Consider the following 20,340-nt stretch of genomic DNA (forward strand, 5'->3'; position numbering starts at 1 on the left):
ATGAACACAAAGCCAATTATTGCACTAGATTTTCCAACACCTGAAGATGTAACAACCTTTTTATCACAATTTGATGAGCCACTATTTGTAAAGGTGGGCATGGAGCTTTATTTACAAAATGGCCCGTCAATTATTCGTGACATTAAAGAAATGGGTCACGACATTTTCTTAGATTTAAAACTGCATGATATTCCAAATACGGTAAAATCAGCAATGAAAGGCTTAGCAAAACTAGATATTGATTTAGTGAATGTTCACGCAGCAGGTGGGTCTGTGATGATGAAAGCGGCGCTAGAAGGTTTAATCGAAGGAACGCCAGAAGGTAAGGAGCGTCCAGCGTTAATCGCTGTGACGCAATTAACGTCCACTTCTGAGGCGCAAATGAACAATGAGCAACAAATCCCTGGAGCGATTCAACAATCGGTCGTTCATTATGCGAAGCTAACAAAAGAAGCTGGATTAGACGGTGTAGTTTGCTCGGTTCTTGAGGCAAACATGATTGAAGAAGCGTGCGGCAAAGAATTTTTAAAAGTAACACCTGGCATCCGTTTAGCAGGCGGCGCAACACACGATCAAAAACGTGTTGCAACACCACAAGTAGCGCGCGAGGAAGGCTCAACACAAATCGTCGTTGGCCGCGCGATTACAAAAGCAGAACAGCCGGTAGAAGCGTATCATACGGTAGCACAATTATGGGAGGGCAATTAAATATGGCAATTCAACACGATGTAGCAAAAGGTATGTTAGAAGTAGGAGCAGTAGAGTTAAGTCCAAATGATTTATTCACATGGGCATCAGGTATTAAATCACCAATTTATTGCGATACACGTCTAACAATATCATTTCCAAAAGTACGTAAAGTTATCGCACAAGGTTTAGCAGACTTAATCGAAGAAAAGTTCCCAGGTACTGAGCTTGTAGCTGGTACGGCAACAGCAGGTATTCCACATGCTGCATGGGTAGCGGATATTTTAGATTTAGCGATGGTTTATGTTCGTTCAAAACCGAAAGATCATGGTCGCGGTAAACAAACGGAAGGGAAATTCCAAGCGGGTGCTAAAACAGTTGTCATTGAAGATATCGTCTCAACAGGTGGTTCTTCAATCAACGCAGTAGAAGCATTAAATCGTGAAGGTGCTGACGTATTAGGTGTGGTATCTGTGTACTCATACCTATTACCAGCTGCATTAGAAAACTTTGAAAAAGCGGGTGTTCCTTATTATAGCCTATCCAATTTCGAAGCATTAATTGAAGCAGCAAAAGAAACAGGTGCCATTGAAGAAGCTGATATTCCAGGTTTACTTGGCTGGTATGAAGATTTAAAAGCAGGTAATTTAAAATAATTGTCGCTAAAAGAGAAATTGCACAAGTGTGCGATTTCTCTTTTTTTGTTGTGATAAAATGAAGTGGTCATCGTAGGATGTTTGAGTGTGAATACAACGACTATAGCATTTTCAGCAGAAGAACAATAATGCGCTTTGGCTGAAAATGAAGAGGAAAAACAGATGATTTTTACATTATGAGAGAAAAAAGAGTTGTTTGCTAAAGTTTGTGACGCTAAAATAGCCTACTTTTTAAAAGTTGTAGAAATCACTTGAAAAGACATACAAAAAAACAGGAATCGTGCGCGATTCCTGTTTTTTGTCCAATGATTACGTTTCTTGAATGCGATATTTACTTGTCGTACCATGTAAGCTTGATGATATTTCTTGTAATGAAGATACGGTATCATCCATATCATGCATAAAGTCTGCTTGCTGTTCGGACGCAGAAACCATCTTGTTGACATTTTCAACAGATTGTCGTGCTAATTGCTGAATATGTTCAACAGAAGCTGTAATTTCTTCGGTGTTAGCAGACATCGCCTCTGATGATGATGACACCGTTTCAATGTCATCGCCAATACTTTCAATACCAGCTGCTATTGTTTGGAACGAAAGCTGTGCCTTCGATGCAATCTGCTGTCCTGTTGTTACAACAGCAGATGTGCTATTGATTGCTTGTGCGACCTCTTTTGTATTTGTTTGTACATTTTCAACAACCGCGACAATTTCATCAGCCGATTTTTTTGTTTGCTCGGCGAGTTTGCGTACTTCCTCGGCTACGACTGCAAAGCCTTTTCCAGCGTCCCCAGCACGTGCTGCTTCAATCGACGCGTTTAGCGCTAATAAATTTGTTTGGTCTGCAATATCGGTAATGATATTAATAAATTCGCCAATACGGTCGCTTAATCCAACAAGTTGCGATGTTTTTTCAACGGCTGCCTTTGTTGAGTTATCGATTTCGTATAGCTGTGCCATAAATTCTTGAACGATAGCGACCCCTTCACTAGCTTCTCCTTCAGTGCGATTTGATTTCATTAAAATATCCGTAATGGCGTCTGAAATATTTTGAATGCTGCGCGCTAAATCTTCCATCGCATGTGTACTATCTTCTGTGCTTTCAAATTGAATGCGTGCAGCCTGTGCAATTTCAATACTTTGTGCTTTGATTTGCTCCGTTGCAGTTAATGAAAAATCCGTGCGTTCATCGATTGCAGTTGTCGCATCATTAATCGCGCCAGCTTGTGATTTTAAATCGCCCATAATGTGTTGTAAATTGTCCATCATCGCGTTGAAGGCGGTCACAAGTTGCCCAATTTCATCGCGTGAATGCAACTCAATGCGCTTCGTCAAATCCGCATCCCCGTCACTAATATCTTCTAATGAATTGCGAATATGTAAAATACGTTTGATTTGTCGTGTAATCGTTAAGGCAGACATCGCTGCAATAAATATAATAGAAACAATCGCCGCGATAATTGTGCTCACTAAAATATTCGTTAAAACAGAGGCATCAATCGCTAGTACCAGATAGTGACCATTATTTAGTTTCTTCGTAAATTGGGATACACGTTTGCCATCATAATGCCCTTTTTTTGAGCTGATTTCTTGTTTAATTGCAGCTACGTCAAAGCCTGCATCTGTTAATGAGTGGTTAGACGTAGCGGTAATTTTTTTACCGTCTGCATTAACAATTGCAGCATATAACACTGTATCACCGAGTTGCTTTTGTAGCTGTTTCATATAGTATTCGCTACCGATTTGTTGTTCTAACGTTAATAGTTTTTCGCCATTACGCGCAATTTGAATGATTTGTGGTGTTGCGGGGTCCCAGCTTGAAACGCCGACAAACTTAAAAAATTCGCCATCGACGTCACGAATTTGAGCAGGCTGTACAATTTGTGTTGTGTCGCCCTCTAACAATGACATATATTCTACGGCTTGTCCGTTTGGATCAGCACCAAAATTAAAATCAATTTTTTGCGCAACCGACGTTTCGGTCGTATTGCCTTTATCATCGGTACTCCAAATTTCGTCAATGTCACCGCGCTCGGCAATTTTTTTTAGCTCTTCATATGTACCACCTTGATTAATAATATAAGATGCCATGACCGATTGCCCAATCATTTCACGCTCCATAATATTTTCAGCAACGTCACGTGCCGTTAAGGCATTATTTAATCCTAATGATACGGATTGAACGAGCGCCTCACCGTTTTGTTTAATGGAGTTGTTTGTCATCGTATAAATAAAAAGTGAAAAAATAGCAATAATCAATACGACAATTAACGTAATAGGTGCCATGATTTTTGCGCGTACTGTTTTAAACATGTAAGAACCTCCTTGATATATGGAATATAGGTTTATAATAATACAAAAAACCATTTAATAGTATAAAAATTAAGTAAAAAATACCACTTTATTGTGAAAGTATGAATTTTTTGAAACGTTTTATCCCTTTTTTTGAAAATGCGAATATTAATGGTGATTCGATAGTCATAAATGGGGAGGATACGAAAATTATATTATATGTTTTGTGATAGTGTTTTGGGGAAAAATTACAATTGAAGGTGGTGATGATTTTTTGCATAGAAAAGGGAGACATCACATCATTTCTTTGTCTAATAAAAACACCGATGACTTGGGCGAACAAGTCATCGGTGTTTTTTAGCGATGTTCTAATTTCATAATTTGATCTTCATCAGGGTCGATAAAAATCGTTTTTTGCTCAAAGTAGTTTACAAAGCCCGGCTTTGCACCACTCGGTTTTTTCACATGGCGAGCTTGCGTGTAGTCAACTGGTACAGAAGTTGAGGCGCGCGCCTTACTAAAGTATGCGGCAAGGTTAGCTGCCTCGCGCATTGTTGGTTCATCAGGCGTTTCTTCGTGAATGACAACATGCGAGCCAGGAATATCTTTTGTGTGCATCCAAATTTCATTTTTACGGGCAATTTTAAACGTTAAATAATCATTTTGTTTATTGTTTTTCCCGACAGAAATGCGCGTTCCTGTAGAAGAAATGTATTCTTCAGGTTGAGGTCGCGTTGACTTCTTACGACGTTTTGATTTTTTCAGCTTCATATAGCCTTGGTCTGCTAACTCTTCGCGAATTTCTTCGATATCAGCAGGAGAGGCTTGTTCAACTTGCTGCATAATTATTTCAAAGTACGCAATGTCATCATTTGTTTTATCGATTTGCTCTTGTACCATGATAAGCGCATTTTTGTATTTATTATATTTGGCGTAGTAGCTTTTCGCATTTTCAATCGGTGTTTTGCGTACGCTAATCGGAATCGTAACGGGTTCATTTGTATAGTAGTTTGTAACGGTCACTTCCGACGGCCCTTTTTCAAAGTTATACAGATTGGCCATTAACAATTCGCCATACAATTGGTATTGGTCGAGCGTTTGTGCACGTTTTAAATCTTTGTCTAATTTTTTTAATTTTAATTTTAGTTTGTTTAACTCACTATGAATCCAACGTTCTAAGTCACCTGCTTGCTGTTTGACGCGGTCGCGTTCGGCGCGCGCAAAAAACGTACGGTCAAGCAATGCGCTAAGCGTAGGATAGACGATTTGCTGCGCATCGACATGCGTGAGAGCAATCGGTGAAAAAAATACTTTGTTGCCGACTTCAATATAAGTAGGTGCATTGCCACCATCTTTAAATTGTTGCATGAATGGTTGAAATGCATCCGCCATCGGTGTATTTGTCGTTGTTGTGCGATGGACAAATTCTTTTGCGTGAAGAGGACTAAAGCCGATAAATTCTTCGACGATTTCTTGTGGCTCGCGCGGCATGCCGAAGAAATCATCGAGTTCATTTAGTGAAATCGTTAACGGATTTTCTTTATCTTGTTTAGGAGGCTCAATGTATTCAAATCCTGGAAGAACAGTACGATAGCTATTTACGCTAGGTGGTAAATGCTTTAAGCTATCAACAATTTTCCCTTGTTCTTCAACGAGAATTAAATTACTGTGGCGGCCCATAATTTCTGCATATAATTTACGTGTTGTTGGGTCACCGATTTCATTTGTTGCCGTAATTGTTAACACGATAATGCGATCAGAACCTAATTGTTCAATCGATTCGATAAAGCCACCTTCGATATGCTTGCGCAAAAGCGTACAAAACATCGGTGGTTCTGGTGGATTTTCAATTGTTTGCTCTGTAACATGAACACGTGCGTAAGATGGATGAATCGAAAATAGTAATTTATCGTTACGTCCATTTGCGCGGACGGTGAATACAATTTCTTGTGCGTTTGGTTGGTGGATGCGTGCAATACGTCCTGTGACAAACTGTTGTAGCTCTTTTGTCATTGCGACGGTAAATAAGCCATCATATGCCATAATCAAAAACCTCTTTCATTTTTAACGTCCTTTTATTTTACCATTTCTTATGGACGCTGTGTCTTTTTAACGATTAGTTGATTTTTTAAAATCGACAAGCAAAAATATTCGTTGCTATGCTATACTTATACTATTATGCAAAGAAGGATGTGACTGACCTTGGTTCGTAGCATGACTGGATTTGGTAGGGGTGTCACACAGACGGAACATTTCCAATTAACGGTAGAGATTCGCTCGGTCAATCATCGTTTTTTAGAAATTTCTAGCCGCTTTCCAAAAGAGTGGATGGAAGCCGAACTTGCAGCAAAAAAAATGTTACAAGCGCGGTTATCACGAGGGAAAGTAGATGTTTCTGTCTTTGTGAATGAAAATCAACAGCATGAGCAAAGGATGGTCATTAATTGGCCGCTTGTTAATGCCTATAAAGCAGCGCGAAAAGAGTTAGCAGCCGTTGTTCCATTAAAAGAACAATGGGATATGTCCGAGTTGCTAAAGCTAGAGGGTGCTTTAACAGTAGAAGCTGCACAGTTGCCGCATGAAGAGGTTATTGAAGCGGTCAATGATGCAGTTTCAGAGGCATTAGATAATTTAATTGCGATGCGTGAACGAGAAGGTATTGTATTACATGAAGTCATGTGCGGTTTTAAGCAGGAGCTTGTCGAGCAAATTGAATGTATTCGCGCTGTATCAGGTGATGCCGTTGTGAAGTATCGCGAAAAGCTTTTATTACGAATCAAAGAAGTGACTGATAGTGCAATTGTTGATGAACGCATCTTAACCGAAGTAGCGGTGTTTGCGGAAAAAATCGATATCGCTGAAGAGCTAGATCGTTTAAATAGTCACCTAAAACAATTAGATGAAACACTAGTAGAAGATAGTTCAATTGGGCGAAAGCTCGATTTTCTTTTGCAAGAAATTCATCGTGAAACAAATACGATTGGTTCAAAAAATCAATCATCAGAAGCATTTGTAGCAGTGGTACAAATGAAATCAGTTCTTGAAAAAATGCGAGAACAAGTTCAAAATATTGAATAATCACTAAAAAAAATGTAAAATAATTAATTTGGAACGATGAGGGAGAACAAATGATAAAAGAACGTGGATTATTAATTGTCCTATCTGGTCCGTCTGGTGTCGGTAAAGGTACTGTACGAAAAGAATTATTCTCACAACCAGATACGAACTATGAATACTCAATCTCAATGACGACGCGTAAACCACGCGAAGGCGAAGTTAATGGAGTAGATTACTTCTTTAAAGAACGAGAAGATTTTGAAGCATTAATTGAACAAGGCAAATTACTAGAGTATGCGGAATATGTAGGCAACTACTATGGCACGCCAATTGACTATGTTAATGAAACTTTAGATGCTGGTCGCGACGTTTTCTTAGAAATCGAAGTGCAAGGTGCAACACAAATTCGTGAAAAAGCACCTCATGCTTTATTTATCTTCCTTGCGCCACCGAGTCTTTCTGAACTGCAAGACCGCTTAGTTGGTCGCGGTACAGAATCACAAGAAGTTATTCAAAATCGTATTGCTGCTGCAAACGAAGAGCTTGAAATGATGAATCTTTACGATTATGTAGTCGAAAATGATGAAGTTGAGCTTGCCTGTGAGCGCATTAATGCTATTATCTTAGCTGAACACTGCCGTCGTGAACGTGTAGAAAAACAATATTTGGCTATGTTGAAAGGGGAAAAATAACCGATGATTTATCCATCAGTTGACGTATTAAAAACAAAAATTGATTCAAAATATTCTCTAGTGAGCCTTGCTGCAAAACGCGCGCGCAATATGCAAGAAGGTTCTCCTGAACTTTTAAGCGAATATAAATCAGTGAAAAATGTTGGGAAAGCACTTGAAGAAGTAGCTGCAGGCATTTTAACAAAAGAAAAACAAGACGAATCAAAAGTATACGAAGACGAAGTTTAATTTCGCCATCAACAACAATTACTCGATGAGAATCGAAGAAGCTCCCAGGTATGATTCTTGGGAGCTTTCTATTTTATTGAGGAGGAATCAACATGCTCGTAAATAAAAAAATTCTACTATGTGTTTCGGGTGGTATCGCTGTTTATAAAGCCATTGCGCTCGTTAGTAAATTAACGCAAGCTGGTGCCCAAGTAAAAGTCATTATGACTGAGTCAGCACGCCAATTTGTCAATCCGTTAAGCTTTCAAGTGATGTCTAAAAATGATGTTTTTTATGATACGTTCGATGAAAAAGATTCACATGTTATTGCGCATATTGATTTAGCAGGCTGGGCAGATTTAGTCCTCGTAGCGCCAGCAACAGCGAATGTCATCGGCAAGTTAGCAAATGGCATAGCCGATGATATGGTGACAACAACGTTACTAGCGACAACTGCACCTGTATGGATAGCGCCAGCGATGAATGTTCATATGTACGACCATCCAGCAGTGCTACGCAATATTGACCGCTTATATGCAGACGGGATTCGCTTTATTGAACCCTCTGCTGGTTATTTAGCATGTGGCTATGTTGGTAAAGGACGCCTAGAAGAGCCTGAAAAAATTACGGCACTTGTTAGTAAGTTTTTCGAACCTAAACAACTACCGTTAACAGGAAAAAAGGTTATCGTATCTGCAGGACCAACGCTTGAACGCATTGATCCGGTGCGCTATTTATCAAACTTTTCAAGCGGTAAAATGGGCTATGCGATGGCTGAAGCGGCGCGCGATTTAGGAGCTGATGTGACGCTTGTGCATGGGCCTGTATCATTAGCAGACCCTAATGGAATGACCGTTATTGCAGTGGAAAGCGCACAAGAGATGCTCGAGGCAATTATGATGCGTTATGCTGACGCAGATATCGTCATTAAAGCGGCTGCTGTTGCTGATTATCGTCCGAAATATGCAGCACCGCAAAAAGTGAAAAAACAGCAAGGTGACGCTCAAATTGAGTTAGAGCGTACGCCGGATATTTTAGCGACGCTTGGCGCACAAAAATCGCATCAATTATTAGTTGGCTTTGCAGCAGAAACAAATGATATCGAAACATATGCGCTCGGAAAATTGCAACGCAAAAATGCCGATTACATTATTGCTAATGATGTGTCAAAAACGGACCGTGGCTTTGGTGCTGACAGCAATACGGTGACATTGTATGGTCATGACTTTGCTCAACAATTCCCATCAACAGCAAAGCGTGCGTTAGCAACACAATTACTTGAAACAATTATCGCACAATCAGGTGTTGCAAAATGATTGCAAAAGTGATTGTCGATGTGTCAGCATATCCTGTTGACCGTCCATTTGATTACGGTATTCCAGCATCTATCGCTCATTTAGTCGAGGCCGGTAGTCGCGTCAAAGTCCCTTTTGGCCGGCGCAATGTCCTCGGCTTTATCGTGGGCTTTAGCGAGACGACAGATGTCCCAGCAGGAAAGCTAAAAAATATTGCGGAGTTGCTTGATTTAATACCCGTCTTAACGGCTGAAATGCTTGAAATGGCTAAATGGATGACACAAAAAACATTGTGTTATGAAATTGATGCGCTACAAGTCATGCTACCGAATGCGTTGCGTGCAAAGTACGAAAAAAAGGTGCGATTAAATGTACCTGTAATAGAGCTTGATGAGCGCTTGCAAGCCGTTTTTGGCAAACGCCAGCAATCCGCCTATAAACTCTTTGAAAAAGAAGATTTATTAACGCCGCTAAAGCATGCAATAAACAATGGACAAGTAGAAATCATTACCGCTGTGAAACAACAAGGGACAGCAAAAACCATACGCAAAATTAAAGTGCATGACGATAAGTTTTTTTTGCAGCAACTAGCTGAAACAATGGGTGCACGTGCGAAAAAGCAGCTCCATGTTGTACAGTGGATGTCCGAACATGCTGGGGAAGAATTTTTACCGACAGAGTTATTAAAGCTACTAGATGTCTCCGATGCGGTATTAAAAGCGGTAGTTGAACGCGGGGCTGCATCATTTGCCGATGAAGAAACGTATCGCGACCCGTTTTCAAAAGATGTAGCAGCAACAACAGCATTGGTGCTAAACGATGAGCAACAGTATGCCTTAACGGCAATTAACGCCGCATATGATGCGAAGCGGGCCGAAACATTTTTACTGCAAGGCGTGACTGGTAGCGGGAAAACGGAAGTCTATTTACAAGCGATTCAACATGTTATGGATGAAGGAAAGCAGTCGATTGTACTCGTACCTGAAATTTCATTAACACCACAAATGACCGAACGATTTCGCGCGCGTTTTGGCGATGCTGTTGCCGTTATGCATAGCGCGTTATCGATGGGTGAAAAATACGATGAGTGGCGGAAAGTACAGCGCGGTGAAGTGAGCGTTGTCGTTGGCGCACGCTCAGCTATTTTTGCGCCGTTTACAAATATTGGTCTTATCATTTTGGACGAAGAACATGAATCGACATACAAACAAGAAGATACGCCGCGTTATCATGCGCGAGACGCTGCGATTTGGCGTAGTCAATTTTATAATTGCCCTGTAATTTTAGGGAGTGCAACACCCGCACTCGAATCTTCTGCCCGCGCGCAAAAGGGACGTTATACGTTATTAAAATTAACCGAGCGTGCCAAAAATCAAGCATTGCCAACCGTAGAAATTGTCGATATGCGCGATGAGTTACATAAAGGGAATCGCTCGATGTTTTCAACGGCGTTAGCAGAAGGTATTCGTGAACGTCTTGAGCGCAAGGAACAAATGGTGTTATTTTTAAATCGTCGAGGATTTTCTTCGTTTGTGTTATGTCGTGATTGCGGGACGGTCGTGCAATGTAAAAATTGTGATATTTCATTAACATATCATAAAACATCGCATTCATTGCGCTGCCATTATTGTGGTTACGAGGAAGCGATGCCAACAGCATGTCCAAGTTGTCAAAGTGAGCACATTCGCTTTTTTGGTACAGGAACTCAAAAAATTGAAGAAGAACTGCATAAAGTCTTTCCGGAGGCGCGCGTACTACGTATGGATATTGATACGACGCGGCAAAAAGGTGCACATGAACGTATTTTAGCGTCATTTGGTCGCGGCGAAGCGGATATTTTACTTGGCACGCAAATGATTGCCAAAGGACTTGATTTTCCAAACATTACGCTAGTCGGTGTCATGAGCGCTGATACGACGCTAAATTTACCAGATTTTCGTGCAGCTGAGCGTACATTTCAGCTCTTAACACAAGTGAGTGGCCGAGCAGGGCGTCATGAGTTACCAGGGCAAGTCGTTATTCAAACGTATACACCGGAGCATTATGCAATTGAACTCGCGAAGGCACAAGACTATGAGCCATTTTATGCGCGAGAGATGAAAATGCGTCATCGCTTTAGCTATCCGCCATACTTTTTTGTCGTTCTCGTGCAAATTAGTCATGAAGATGCGATGAAAGCATCCGACTATGCGCAGCAAGCGATGCGTTTTATTCAAGCCAATTTATCGCCACAAGTTGGTTTAATTGGACCGACACCGGCATCAATTAGCAGAATCCAAAATAGATATCGTTACCAATGTTTGATAAAATACAAAATAGAGCCTAATTTGACTGAGGCATTGAAACAATTAATTAGAATGTATCGCACGGATTGGATAAAAGACGGTGTACAATTATCCGTCGATTTAGATCCGTCGTCTATATAGAAAAGAGGATTTTATGGCTATTTTAAACGTAGTAACAGAACCTGCTGACATCTTGTTAGCAACAGCAAAACCTGTCACAAAATTTGATACGACGCTGCACAAATTACTAGATGATATGTATGACACAATGGTTGAAAGTGAAGGCGTTGGTATCGCAGCACCACAAGTAAACGAATCACTGCAAGCGGTGATTGTCTTAATGAATATTGACGCTGAAGAAGCGGAAGAAGAAGTGTTAGAATTAATCAACCCAGAAATCGTTGAATATTCAACAGATACGAATGTTGATTTGGAAGGTTGTTTAAGTATTCCAGAACAATTTGGTGATGTAGAACGTGCCAATGGTGTCCGCGTTGAGTTTGAAGACCGCTTCGGTAAAACGTACAAATTAGAAGCAATTGGTTATGATGCACGCGTTATCCAACATGAGATTGATCATTTACACGGCGTATTATTCACAACAAAAGCATCAAAAATGTATACACCTGAAGAAATGGCTGACATGTTTGGGGAGGAAGAATAATGACATCAATCGTATTTATGGGTACACCCGATTTTTCAGTGCCTGTTCTGCAAATGCTTGTTGACGAAGGCTATGACGTGTTAGCCGTTGTAACGCAGCCAGATCGTCCAGTAGGGCGCAAACGCGTGTTAACACCACCGCCTGTGAAAGCTGCCGCAGTGAAGTTAGGGCTACCGGTTATTCAACCAGAAAAGTTACGTGGTTCTGAAGAATTACAACAAATTATCGCGTTAAATCCTGATTTAGTTGTTACGGCAGCATTCGGTCAAATTTTACCAAAAGACTTGTTAGACACACCAAAATTAGGCTGTATCAATGTTCACGCCTCATTATTACCTAAATATCGTGGTGGTGCACCAATTCACCAATCTGTGTTAGATGGCGAAGCCGAAACAGGTGTTACAATTATGTATATGGCTGAAAAACTCGATGCCGGTGATATTATTTCACAACGTGCTATGGCTATCGAAGATCACCACACGACAGGTCAATTATTTGATGAATTAAGCATTATCGGCCGCGATTTATTAAAAGAAACATTACCAGCGATTATTGCAGGTACAAATGACCGTACACCGCAAGATGAAGCGTTCGTGACGTTTGCACATAATATTTCACGTGAACAAGAACGCATTGATTGGTCAAAACCAGCGCGTACGGTATTCAATCAAGTACGTGGCTTAAATTCTTGGCCAGTAGCCTATACAACATTAGACGGCGACAACGTCAAAATATGGGCTGTGCGCGAATCAGCAGAAACAACAAACGAAGCACCGGGAACAGTCATTGCGAAAGCAAAAAAATTCTTTACGGTTGCTTGTGGGAATGAAACAGCAGTTGATGTGTTAGAGCTTCAACCAGCAGGAAAAAAAGCCATGCCAGCAGTGAACTACTTAAATGGTGTAGGCTCAAAATTAACGATTGGGGAACGATTTGAATGAGTAAAAAGAAAGCCCCTATTTGGGACGGCAATGTACGTGATGCAGCCTTAACGATTTTACTAGCAGTCGATGAAAAGCAAGCATACAGTAACTTATTGCTTCACCAAACAATTGAAAAATATAATATTTCAGCGAAAGACCGTGGTCTATTAACAGAATTAACATACGGTACGCTACAATACAAATTAACATTGGATTATTATTTAGAACCGTATGTACGCGGGAAATTAGATACATGGGTGCGCTGGTTATTACGCCTAGCACTGTATCAAATTGCATATTTAGATAAAATCCCTGAACATGCTGCAGTGAACGAAGCAGTTGAAATTGCAAAACATCGTGCGCGTCATCGAGGCGTTAGTGCGACAGTCAACGGCATTTTACGTTCGATTTTACGTGAAGGCTTACGTGAGACAACGGATATTAAAGACCCAGCAGTGCGTATCTCAGTAGAAACAAGCCATCCAGAATGGCTTGTACGCCGTTATATTGATGGTTTTGGTATCGAAGCAACGGAAGATATGTTAATTGAAAACAATTTACCACCGCTTCAAACCGTACGTGTCAATGCCACAAAAGCAGATACGCGCGGAGGCTTAGAAGCGCTATGGGATGAAAAATTCTCGGTGCGTCGTAGCGAAAATATGCCAGAATGCTTGCATGTACTTGAAGGTCAACCAGCTCGCTCACAAGCGTTTGCCGATGGTATCATTACGATTCAAGATGAGAGTTCAATGTTGCCAGCGTACGCGTTAGATGTAAAACCTGGTATGCGCGTTTATGATATGTGTGCAGCCCCTGGCGGGAAAACGACGCATATCGCTGAAAAAATGAACAATGAAGGCGAATTAATTGCGACAGACCTTCACAAACATAAAATCAAATTAATCCAAGAAAATGCGGACCGTCTCGGTTTATCGATTATTAAACCTCAATTATTAGATGGCCGTAAAGCGCAACAACAATTTGAAAAGCAATCATTTGATCGCATTTTAGTCGATGCTCCTTGTAGCGGTTTAGGTGTTATTCGCCGTAAACCGGATATTAAATATACAAAATCAGAATCAGACTTCGCTTCGTTACATGCGATTCAGCTTGATTTATTAGATTCTGCATACGAATTATTAAAACCTCAAGGCAAAATGGTTTACAGTACGTGTACAATTGATAAAATGGAGAACAATGGAACAGTTGAGGCGTTTTTAGCAAAACATCCAGATATGACATTAGCGCCTGTCTCAAATGCACCGGAAGCTGCGCAAGGATTACACGACAGCGGTATGATGCAAGTGTTCCCTCAAGACTTTAATAGCGACGGTTTCTTTGTCGCAGCATTCGTGAAACAAGATAAGTGAAATAACTAAGTGCTGAACAGGCGCAAGCCTCTAAGCCACAGTAATAAGGAGATTCCAACGTGGAACAAGAAATTTTAAAACCAGTAACTGAAAAAAAACGTGTCAAAAAAGAAAAACCGGTCTTACAACAATCGATTTATTCGTTGCTACCAGAAGATTTGGAGCAGTGGCTAAAAGATAACGGTGAAAAATTATTCCGCGCCAAACAAATTTTTGATTGGTTATATGTCAAACGTGTTGCTTCATTTGAAGAAATGAGTAACTTATCAAAAAGCTTGCGTGATAAATTAGCGGCGAGCTTTGCATTAAGTACGTTATCAACACTTGTGAAACAAGAATCAAAAGATGGTACGATTAAATTTTTATTCCAACTTCAAGATGGCTATTCAATCGAAACAGTATTAATGCGTCATGATTACGGCAACTCAATTTGTGTAACAACACAAGTAGGGTGCCGTATCGGCTGTACATTCTGTGCCTCAACATTAGGCGGTTTAAAACGTCATTTATTAGCAGGTGAAATTGTCGAACAAGTTGTCAATGTACAACGTCAATTAGACGAAGTTGAAGAGCGTGTATCAAGCGTTGTTATTATGGGGATTGGTGAACCATTTGATAACTATGACAACATGATGCAATTTTTACGCATTATTAACCATAAGCAATCATTAAATATTGGTGCGCGTCACATTACTGTATCAACATCGGGTATCGTACCAAAAATTTATAAATTTGCCGATGAAGAATTACAAATCAACTTTGCGGTATCATTACATGCGCCAAACCAAGAAGCGCGCCAAAAATTAATGCCAATCGCAAAAGCTTATAAATTAAATGAATTGCTTGATGCGGTTAAATACTATACAGAAAAAACCGGTCGTCGTGTAAGTTTTGAATATGGCTTAATGTCAGGACAAAATGATTCTACAGAAGTTGCCAATGAGTTAGCAGATTTAATTAAAGATATTAAATGTCATGTTAATTTAATTCCGATTAACTATGTGCCAGAACGTGACTACATTCGTACATCACGTAGCAGTATTTTCGCATTTGAGCGCACATTAAAAGATCGCGGTATTAACGTGACAATCCGTCGTGAGCAAGGTTCGGATATTGCGGCTGCTTGTGGCCAATTACGCGCACAAGAACGTGAAGAGGAAACAGCACACTAATTGTTAAAGAGGTGAAGTGCCTTGAAGTTTACGGTTGAAAGTGATATTGGTAAAAAGCGTGCAGTAAATGAGGACAGGGCAATGGTCTTAACACATGATAAGCTGCAATTAGCTGTTGTCGCTGATGGCATGGGCGGTCACAATGCTGGCGATGTCGCAAGTACAATGGCCGTCGATGGATTTCAGAAGGCATTTGAATCCGCACCGGGCCTTCATGCAGACGCCAAACAGCAATGGCTTGAAAAAACGGTTAAACGCGTCAACAAAGAAATCTATCACTATTCGCTGACGCATGAAGCGTGCAGAGGTATGGGGACAACGATTATTGCGGCGCTAATCGACCAGCAAAAAGCATCAATTTGTCATGTTGGCGATAGCCGCGCCTATTTTATTACGGAGCATCAGATTGAACAAATCACACGAGACCATTCCTATGTGAATGTGCTTGTTGAAACCGGCCAAATTAGTGAAGAAGAAGCGCAAACGCATCCACAAAAAAACTACATTATTAAATCTTTAGGCACCGAGGCAACAATTGAACCAGACTACTATCAGGTCCAATTGTTGCCTTATTCCTATCTATTAATTTGTTCAGATGGTCTTAGCAATAAGATTACACCATCTGAATTACATAGCGTTATTGTGGCAGAAGCGACTCTTCAACAAAAGGGTCGAACATTGATTGAGTTGGCAAATCAGTACGGGGGCGAAGATAATATTTCGTTCATTTTACTTGAAGCCGACCGAGAGGAGGCGTAGCGCATGCTTATTGGTAAAAGTATTGGCGGTCGCTATAAAATCCTAGAACTTATCGGCGGCGGCGGAATGTCCAATGTTTATTTAGCGCATGATGCTATTTTAGATCGCGATGTAGCCATCAAAATTTTACGTTATAACTTTACTGATGAAGATGAATTGCACCGCCGTTTTCAGCGTGAAGCATCATCTGCGACAAGTTTAACGCACCCAAACATCGTATCAATTTACGATGTAGGTGAAGAAACGGATATGCATTATCTTGTGATGGAGCATGTGAAGGGGCAAACATTAAAGCAATACATTCAACAGCATGCCCCTGTATCACCAAAGCGCGCGGTAACGATTATGCTACAGTTAACGTCAGCGATTGCTCATGCCCATCAAAATCAAATTATTCATCGTGACATTAAGCCACAAAATATTTTGATGGATGAACATGGTCATGTGAAAATTACGGACTTTGGTATTGCAATGGCCTTATCTGCGACATCGTTTACAAAAACGAATTCCGTTTTAGGAACGGTACACTATTTATCGCCAGAGCAAGCGCGTGGCGGTATTGCGACAGTTAAATCAGATATGTATGCGCTTGGGATTGTACTTTATGAACTGTTAACAGGGCAACTGCCGTTTTCAGGTGAATCAGCCGTATCGATTGCGTTGAAACATTTACAAGCTGAGACACCATCTGTACGAAAAGTCGTGCCATCGATTCCACAAAGCTTAGAAAATGTCGTGTTAAAAGCAACAGCGAAAGATCCAAAATATCGTTATGACTCTGTTGAAGCAATGCGTGAAGACTTAGAAACAGTGCTTGATGATGTACGTAGTAACGAGGTGAAGTTCGTTGTACTGGAAGATATGGATAAAACAAAAGCATTGCCGGTTATACGTGACTTTAAGCCAGCTCCTATCGATAATGAAGTAACGCGTGTCATGGAAGTAGAACAGGTGCCTACGCCAAAGCCTGTCGATGAACCACCAAAGAACAAAAAGCGCAATAAGTGGCTCATCACATTAGGCGTTTTAGGAATTGCGATGATTTTATTTTTAGCTACGCTAATTTTATTCCCACAATTATTTAAACCGCAGCAAGTCGAAGTACCTGATGTTACGGATATTTCACTTGAAAAAGCTTTAACTGAAATTCAAAATGCAGGATTAACAATCGGTGAGCGAAAAACGCAATCGTCCGATACAGTTGCAGATGGCAATGTCATTGTCACGACGCCAGCAGCAGGAAAGAAAGTAGATAAAAATACCGAAGTGGATTTAGTGATTTCTAATGGTAAGCGCCATGTAACGCTTGATGATTATGTGTCGCGTGATGTTGACCAAGTACAGCAATTACTTGAGCAACAAGGCTTTGATGTCAAAGTGAAACGAAAGTATTCAACAAAAGAAGTCGATGAAATTTTAAGTCAAAAACCAACAGCAGGAAAATCCGTTGTCCCAGATGAAACGACCGTTACGTTAACGGTAAGTAAGGGAATTGAAACATTTGCATTAACGAATTTACTTGGGTATTCAAAAGAGCAACTGCAAGCTTATGCTGCGGAGACGGGTGTTAATATTCGCATTACGGATGAAGAGCATTCTGAAACATTTGAAAAAGGTTATGTCTTGTCACAGTCACCAGCGGCAGGTACGCAATTAAGTGCGGGGAGTGATGTGACCATTGTTATTTCAAAAGGCCCTGCTGAAAAAACATCCAAAACATTAATTCGTACAATTGAAATTCCATACGATGATACAGCAGTAGAAGAACCAGTTGATGAAGAACAAGATATGCAACAACCGGAACGTACACCACAAAAAATCGATATTTATATTCAAGATAAAGATCATACAGTCGATGATGTGTATCAGACATTCTCGATTACTGAAACGACAACAAAACGATTAAAATTAGTCATTGAAGAGGGCGAAGAAGGCATTTATCGAATTACGCGCGATGGTGAAACGATTTATGATGAAACGATCCTCTACGATGATTTATAGGGGGCAGTTTATGGCGACAGGCCAAATTCGAAAAGCATTAAGTGGCTTTTATTATGTACAAGATGGTGATGAAAACATTCAAACGAGAGGGCGAGGGGTGTTCCGAAAACGCGGCATTACACCACTTGTTGGAGACTTTGTAGAATATGAGGTTGAAGGGGATAATGACGGTACATTAATGAAAATTGCCGAACGTAAAAATGAACTTGTTCGCCCACCAATTGCCAATGTAGATCAAGCAATTCTTGTGTTCTCTGTCGTAGAGCCGGATTTCAATACGATTTTATTAGATCGCTTTTTAGTCGTCTTAGAATCATTCCGTATTCAGCCGCTTATTTGTTTAACGAAAATTGATTTGCTACCAGCTGATAAGCGTGAGGAAATGGCACAATATGTTGCGGACTATGAGGCGATTGGCTATACGGTCATTGAAACATTTAAAGATGATACGTCTATTTTAGAAAAGCTAACACCATTATTAACAGGAAAGACATCGGTGCTCGCTGGTCAATCTGGTGTTGGAAAATCAACATTACTCAATACGTTGATGCCACAGTTAAATTTAAAAACGGGTGTTATTTCCGATGCGCTTGGCCGAGGAAAACATACGACGCGCCATGTTGAATTAATTGAAGTAGCCGATGGATTAATTGCCGATACACCTGGTTTTAGTTCATTCGATTTTGATACAATAGAAAAAGAGGAATTAACGTATTGTTTCCCAGATTTAACTCGCCTCTCAGAAAACTGCAAATTCCGTGGTTGTCTGCACGTGAAAGAGCCAAAATGCGCTGTCAAGGCAGCGCTTGAAGCTGGTGATCTACAACAATATCGTTATGATCACTATTTACAATTCCTACAAGAAATAACAGATAGAAAGCCGAGGTACTAATATTATGATTAAAATTGCACCATCAATTCTAGCAGCCGATTTTGGTAAGCTTGTTGAAGAAGTAAAAGATGTTGAAAAAGCAGGCGCGGATTTAATTCACGTTGATGTTATGGATGGCCATTTCGTGCCAAACATTTCATTTGGCTCAATCGCTATGGATGCGATTCGTCCACATACAGATTTACCTTTAGACGTTCATTTAATGATTGAAAATCCAGATCAATACATTGAACAGTTTGCGAAAGCAGGCGCAGCATATATTACCGTTCATGTTGAAGCATGTCGTCATTTACATCGTACGATTCAATTAATTCGTTCATATGGTGTAAAACCAGGTGTTGTGTTAAATCCACATACACCAATCGAAACGATTAAGCATATTTTAGAAGAGATTGATATGGTATTATTTATGACTGTGAATCCTGGTTTTGGTGGCCAAAAATTCATTCATTCTGTTGTACCAAAAATTAAAGAATTATCAGATATTATTAAAGAGAAAAACTTAGATGTAGCGATTGAAATCGACGGTGGCGTCAACGCCGAAACAATTGTACCTTGTGCAGAAGCAGGCGCAACAATTTTCGTTGCAGGTTCAGCTATCTTCGGGAAAGAAGACCGCACTGCTGCATTAAACGCGATTAAAGAAGCTGGAGAAGCAGCGCTTTAATGCACGTTATTATTTGTGCAGGGGGTCCAGAGGAGGAGGTCGCAGAGCGCGACGTCCTCCTTTCTTTTGATGATGCCACTTTTATTGGAGCGGACCACGGGGCAATCTATTTGTTAGACAAGGGTATTAAGCCGGCAATGGCAGTAGGCGATTTTGATTCATTGACAGATGAAGAATGGCAACGAGTAGTGCGCAACGTAGCTATGATTGAGCGCCATGCACCAGAAAAAGATGAAACAGATACCGAGTTAGCGATTATTCGGGCGCTTGAGATGCACCCACAAAAAATTACAGTGACCGGTGCGACAGGTGGTCGATTAGATCATTATGAATCTAATTTACATTTAGTATATCGCTTACAAAAAAGCGCGCCGTTTTGTTCAATTCGTCTGATGAATAAAACGAATGAATTGCGGTTTGTTTTGCCTGGTACAACGCGCTTACCATATGACCAACGATACCAATATGTATCATTTTTTGCATTTGGACGCGAGGTGCCAGATGTGACATTACGTGGTGTGGCATATGAAACACATTCAGAGCTCGTACAGATGGGCACAACGCGTTTTACAAGTAATGAGGTAATAAGCGAGGATGCGACGGTAAGCTTTTCAGAAGGCGCGCTATTGATGATTCGAAGCAATGATTAAAACGACAAAGGCAGGGATTGCGATTAATCGCAATCCCTGCCTTTGTCATAGAAAAAAACACCTTGCAAGAA

The 20,340-nt window shown here is 40.5% G+C and carries 18 protein-coding genes; 16 read left to right on the forward strand and 2 right to left on the reverse strand.

What is annotated here, in order from left to right; all coding sequences use genetic code 11:
* Both pyrF and pyrE read left to right on the forward strand, forming a co-directional pair.
* A complete protein-coding gene (pyrF, locus tag V514_RS0102765; RefSeq protein ID WP_029498171.1) occupies positions 1-708 on the forward strand; it encodes an orotidine-5'-phosphate decarboxylase in 708 nt (235 codons plus the stop codon).
* 2 nt (positions 709-710) lie between these two features.
* Complete coding sequence (pyrE, locus tag V514_RS0102770) at positions 711-1,343, forward strand: orotate phosphoribosyltransferase (protein WP_029498172.1); 633 nt, start codon at positions 711-713, stop codon at positions 1,341-1,343.
* A gap of 309 nt (positions 1,344-1,652) precedes the next feature.
* Here pyrE and V514_RS0102775 read toward each other — a convergent pair whose 3' ends face one another.
* A complete protein-coding gene (locus V514_RS0102775; RefSeq protein ID WP_029498173.1) occupies positions 1,653-3,653 on the reverse strand; it encodes a methyl-accepting chemotaxis protein in 2,001 nt (666 codons plus the stop codon).
* 336 nt (positions 3,654-3,989) lie between these two features.
* Positions 3,990-5,675 (reverse strand): Rqc2 family fibronectin-binding protein, encoded by a 1,686-nt coding sequence (locus V514_RS0102785; protein WP_029498174.1) that lies wholly within the window; start codon positions 5,673-5,675, stop codon positions 3,990-3,992.
* A 159-nt stretch (positions 5,676-5,834) separates the two neighbouring features.
* Between V514_RS0102785 and V514_RS0102790 the strand changes: the two genes are divergently transcribed.
* From V514_RS0102790 to V514_RS0102855, 14 genes are all read left to right on the forward strand, one after another.
* Entirely contained in the window at positions 5,835-6,710 is an 876-nt protein-coding gene (locus V514_RS0102790) for a YicC/YloC family endoribonuclease (protein ID WP_029498176.1), read from the forward strand.
* Between the two features lie 50 nt (positions 6,711-6,760).
* Positions 6,761-7,381, forward strand: a complete 621-nt coding sequence (gene gmk, locus V514_RS0102795; protein ID WP_029498177.1) for a guanylate kinase — start codon at positions 6,761-6,763, stop codon at positions 7,379-7,381.
* 3 nt (positions 7,382-7,384) lie between these two features.
* Positions 7,385-7,609, forward strand: a complete 225-nt coding sequence (gene rpoZ, locus V514_RS0102800; RefSeq protein WP_029498178.1) for a DNA-directed RNA polymerase subunit omega — start codon at positions 7,385-7,387, stop codon at positions 7,607-7,609.
* A gap of 92 nt (positions 7,610-7,701) precedes the next feature.
* Entirely contained in the window at positions 7,702-8,904 is a 1,203-nt protein-coding gene (coaBC, locus tag V514_RS0102805) for a bifunctional phosphopantothenoylcysteine decarboxylase/phosphopantothenate--cysteine ligase CoaBC (protein ID WP_029498179.1), read from the forward strand.
* On the forward strand, positions 8,901-11,309 hold the full coding sequence (gene priA / locus V514_RS0102810; protein ID WP_029498180.1) for a primosomal protein N': 2,409 nt from the start codon (positions 8,901-8,903) through the stop codon (positions 11,307-11,309). The genes coaBC and priA overlap by 4 nt, the downstream gene beginning before the upstream one ends.
* Before the next feature lie 13 nt (positions 11,310-11,322).
* Positions 11,323-11,832, forward strand: coding sequence for a peptide deformylase (def, locus tag V514_RS0102815; RefSeq protein ID WP_029498181.1), 510 nt, complete (start codon positions 11,323-11,325; stop codon positions 11,830-11,832).
* Complete coding sequence (fmt, locus tag V514_RS0102820) at positions 11,832-12,773, forward strand: methionyl-tRNA formyltransferase (protein WP_029498182.1); 942 nt, start codon at positions 11,832-11,834, stop codon at positions 12,771-12,773. Before def ends, fmt begins: the two co-directional genes overlap by 1 nt.
* A complete protein-coding gene (gene rsmB, locus V514_RS0102825) occupies positions 12,770-14,128 on the forward strand; it encodes a 16S rRNA (cytosine(967)-C(5))-methyltransferase RsmB (protein WP_029498184.1) in 1,359 nt (452 codons plus the stop codon). The genes fmt and rsmB overlap by 4 nt, the downstream gene beginning before the upstream one ends.
* A 59-nt stretch (positions 14,129-14,187) precedes the next feature.
* Positions 14,188-15,300, forward strand: a complete 1,113-nt coding sequence (gene rlmN / locus V514_RS0102830) for a 23S rRNA (adenine(2503)-C(2))-methyltransferase RlmN (protein ID WP_029498185.1) — start codon at positions 14,188-14,190, stop codon at positions 15,298-15,300.
* Between the two features lie 21 nt (positions 15,301-15,321).
* Entirely contained in the window at positions 15,322-16,059 is a 738-nt protein-coding gene (locus V514_RS0102835) for a Stp1/IreP family PP2C-type Ser/Thr phosphatase (protein ID WP_029498187.1), read from the forward strand.
* Positions 16,060-16,062: 3 nt separating this feature from the next.
* Complete coding sequence (gene pknB, locus V514_RS0102840) at positions 16,063-18,060, forward strand: Stk1 family PASTA domain-containing Ser/Thr kinase (RefSeq protein ID WP_029498188.1); 1,998 nt, start codon at positions 16,063-16,065, stop codon at positions 18,058-18,060.
* A gap of 10 nt (positions 18,061-18,070) precedes the next feature.
* On the forward strand, positions 18,071-18,952 hold the full coding sequence (gene rsgA / locus V514_RS0102845; protein WP_029498189.1) for a ribosome small subunit-dependent GTPase A: 882 nt from the start codon (positions 18,071-18,073) through the stop codon (positions 18,950-18,952).
* A 4-nt stretch (positions 18,953-18,956) separates the two neighbouring features.
* Positions 18,957-19,619: a ribulose-phosphate 3-epimerase gene (rpe, locus tag V514_RS0102850; RefSeq protein WP_029498191.1), complete on the forward strand. Its 663-nt coding sequence runs from the start codon at positions 18,957-18,959 to the stop codon at positions 19,617-19,619.
* A complete protein-coding gene (locus V514_RS0102855; RefSeq protein WP_029498192.1) occupies positions 19,619-20,269 on the forward strand; it encodes a thiamine diphosphokinase in 651 nt (216 codons plus the stop codon). The genes rpe and V514_RS0102855 overlap by 1 nt, the downstream gene beginning before the upstream one ends.
* Positions 20,270-20,340 lie beyond the last annotated feature (71 nt).

It is taken from the genome of Kurthia huakuii LAM0618 (assembly GCF_000505545.1).
Lineage (GTDB): Bacteria > Bacillota > Bacilli > Bacillales_A > Planococcaceae > Kurthia > Kurthia huakuii.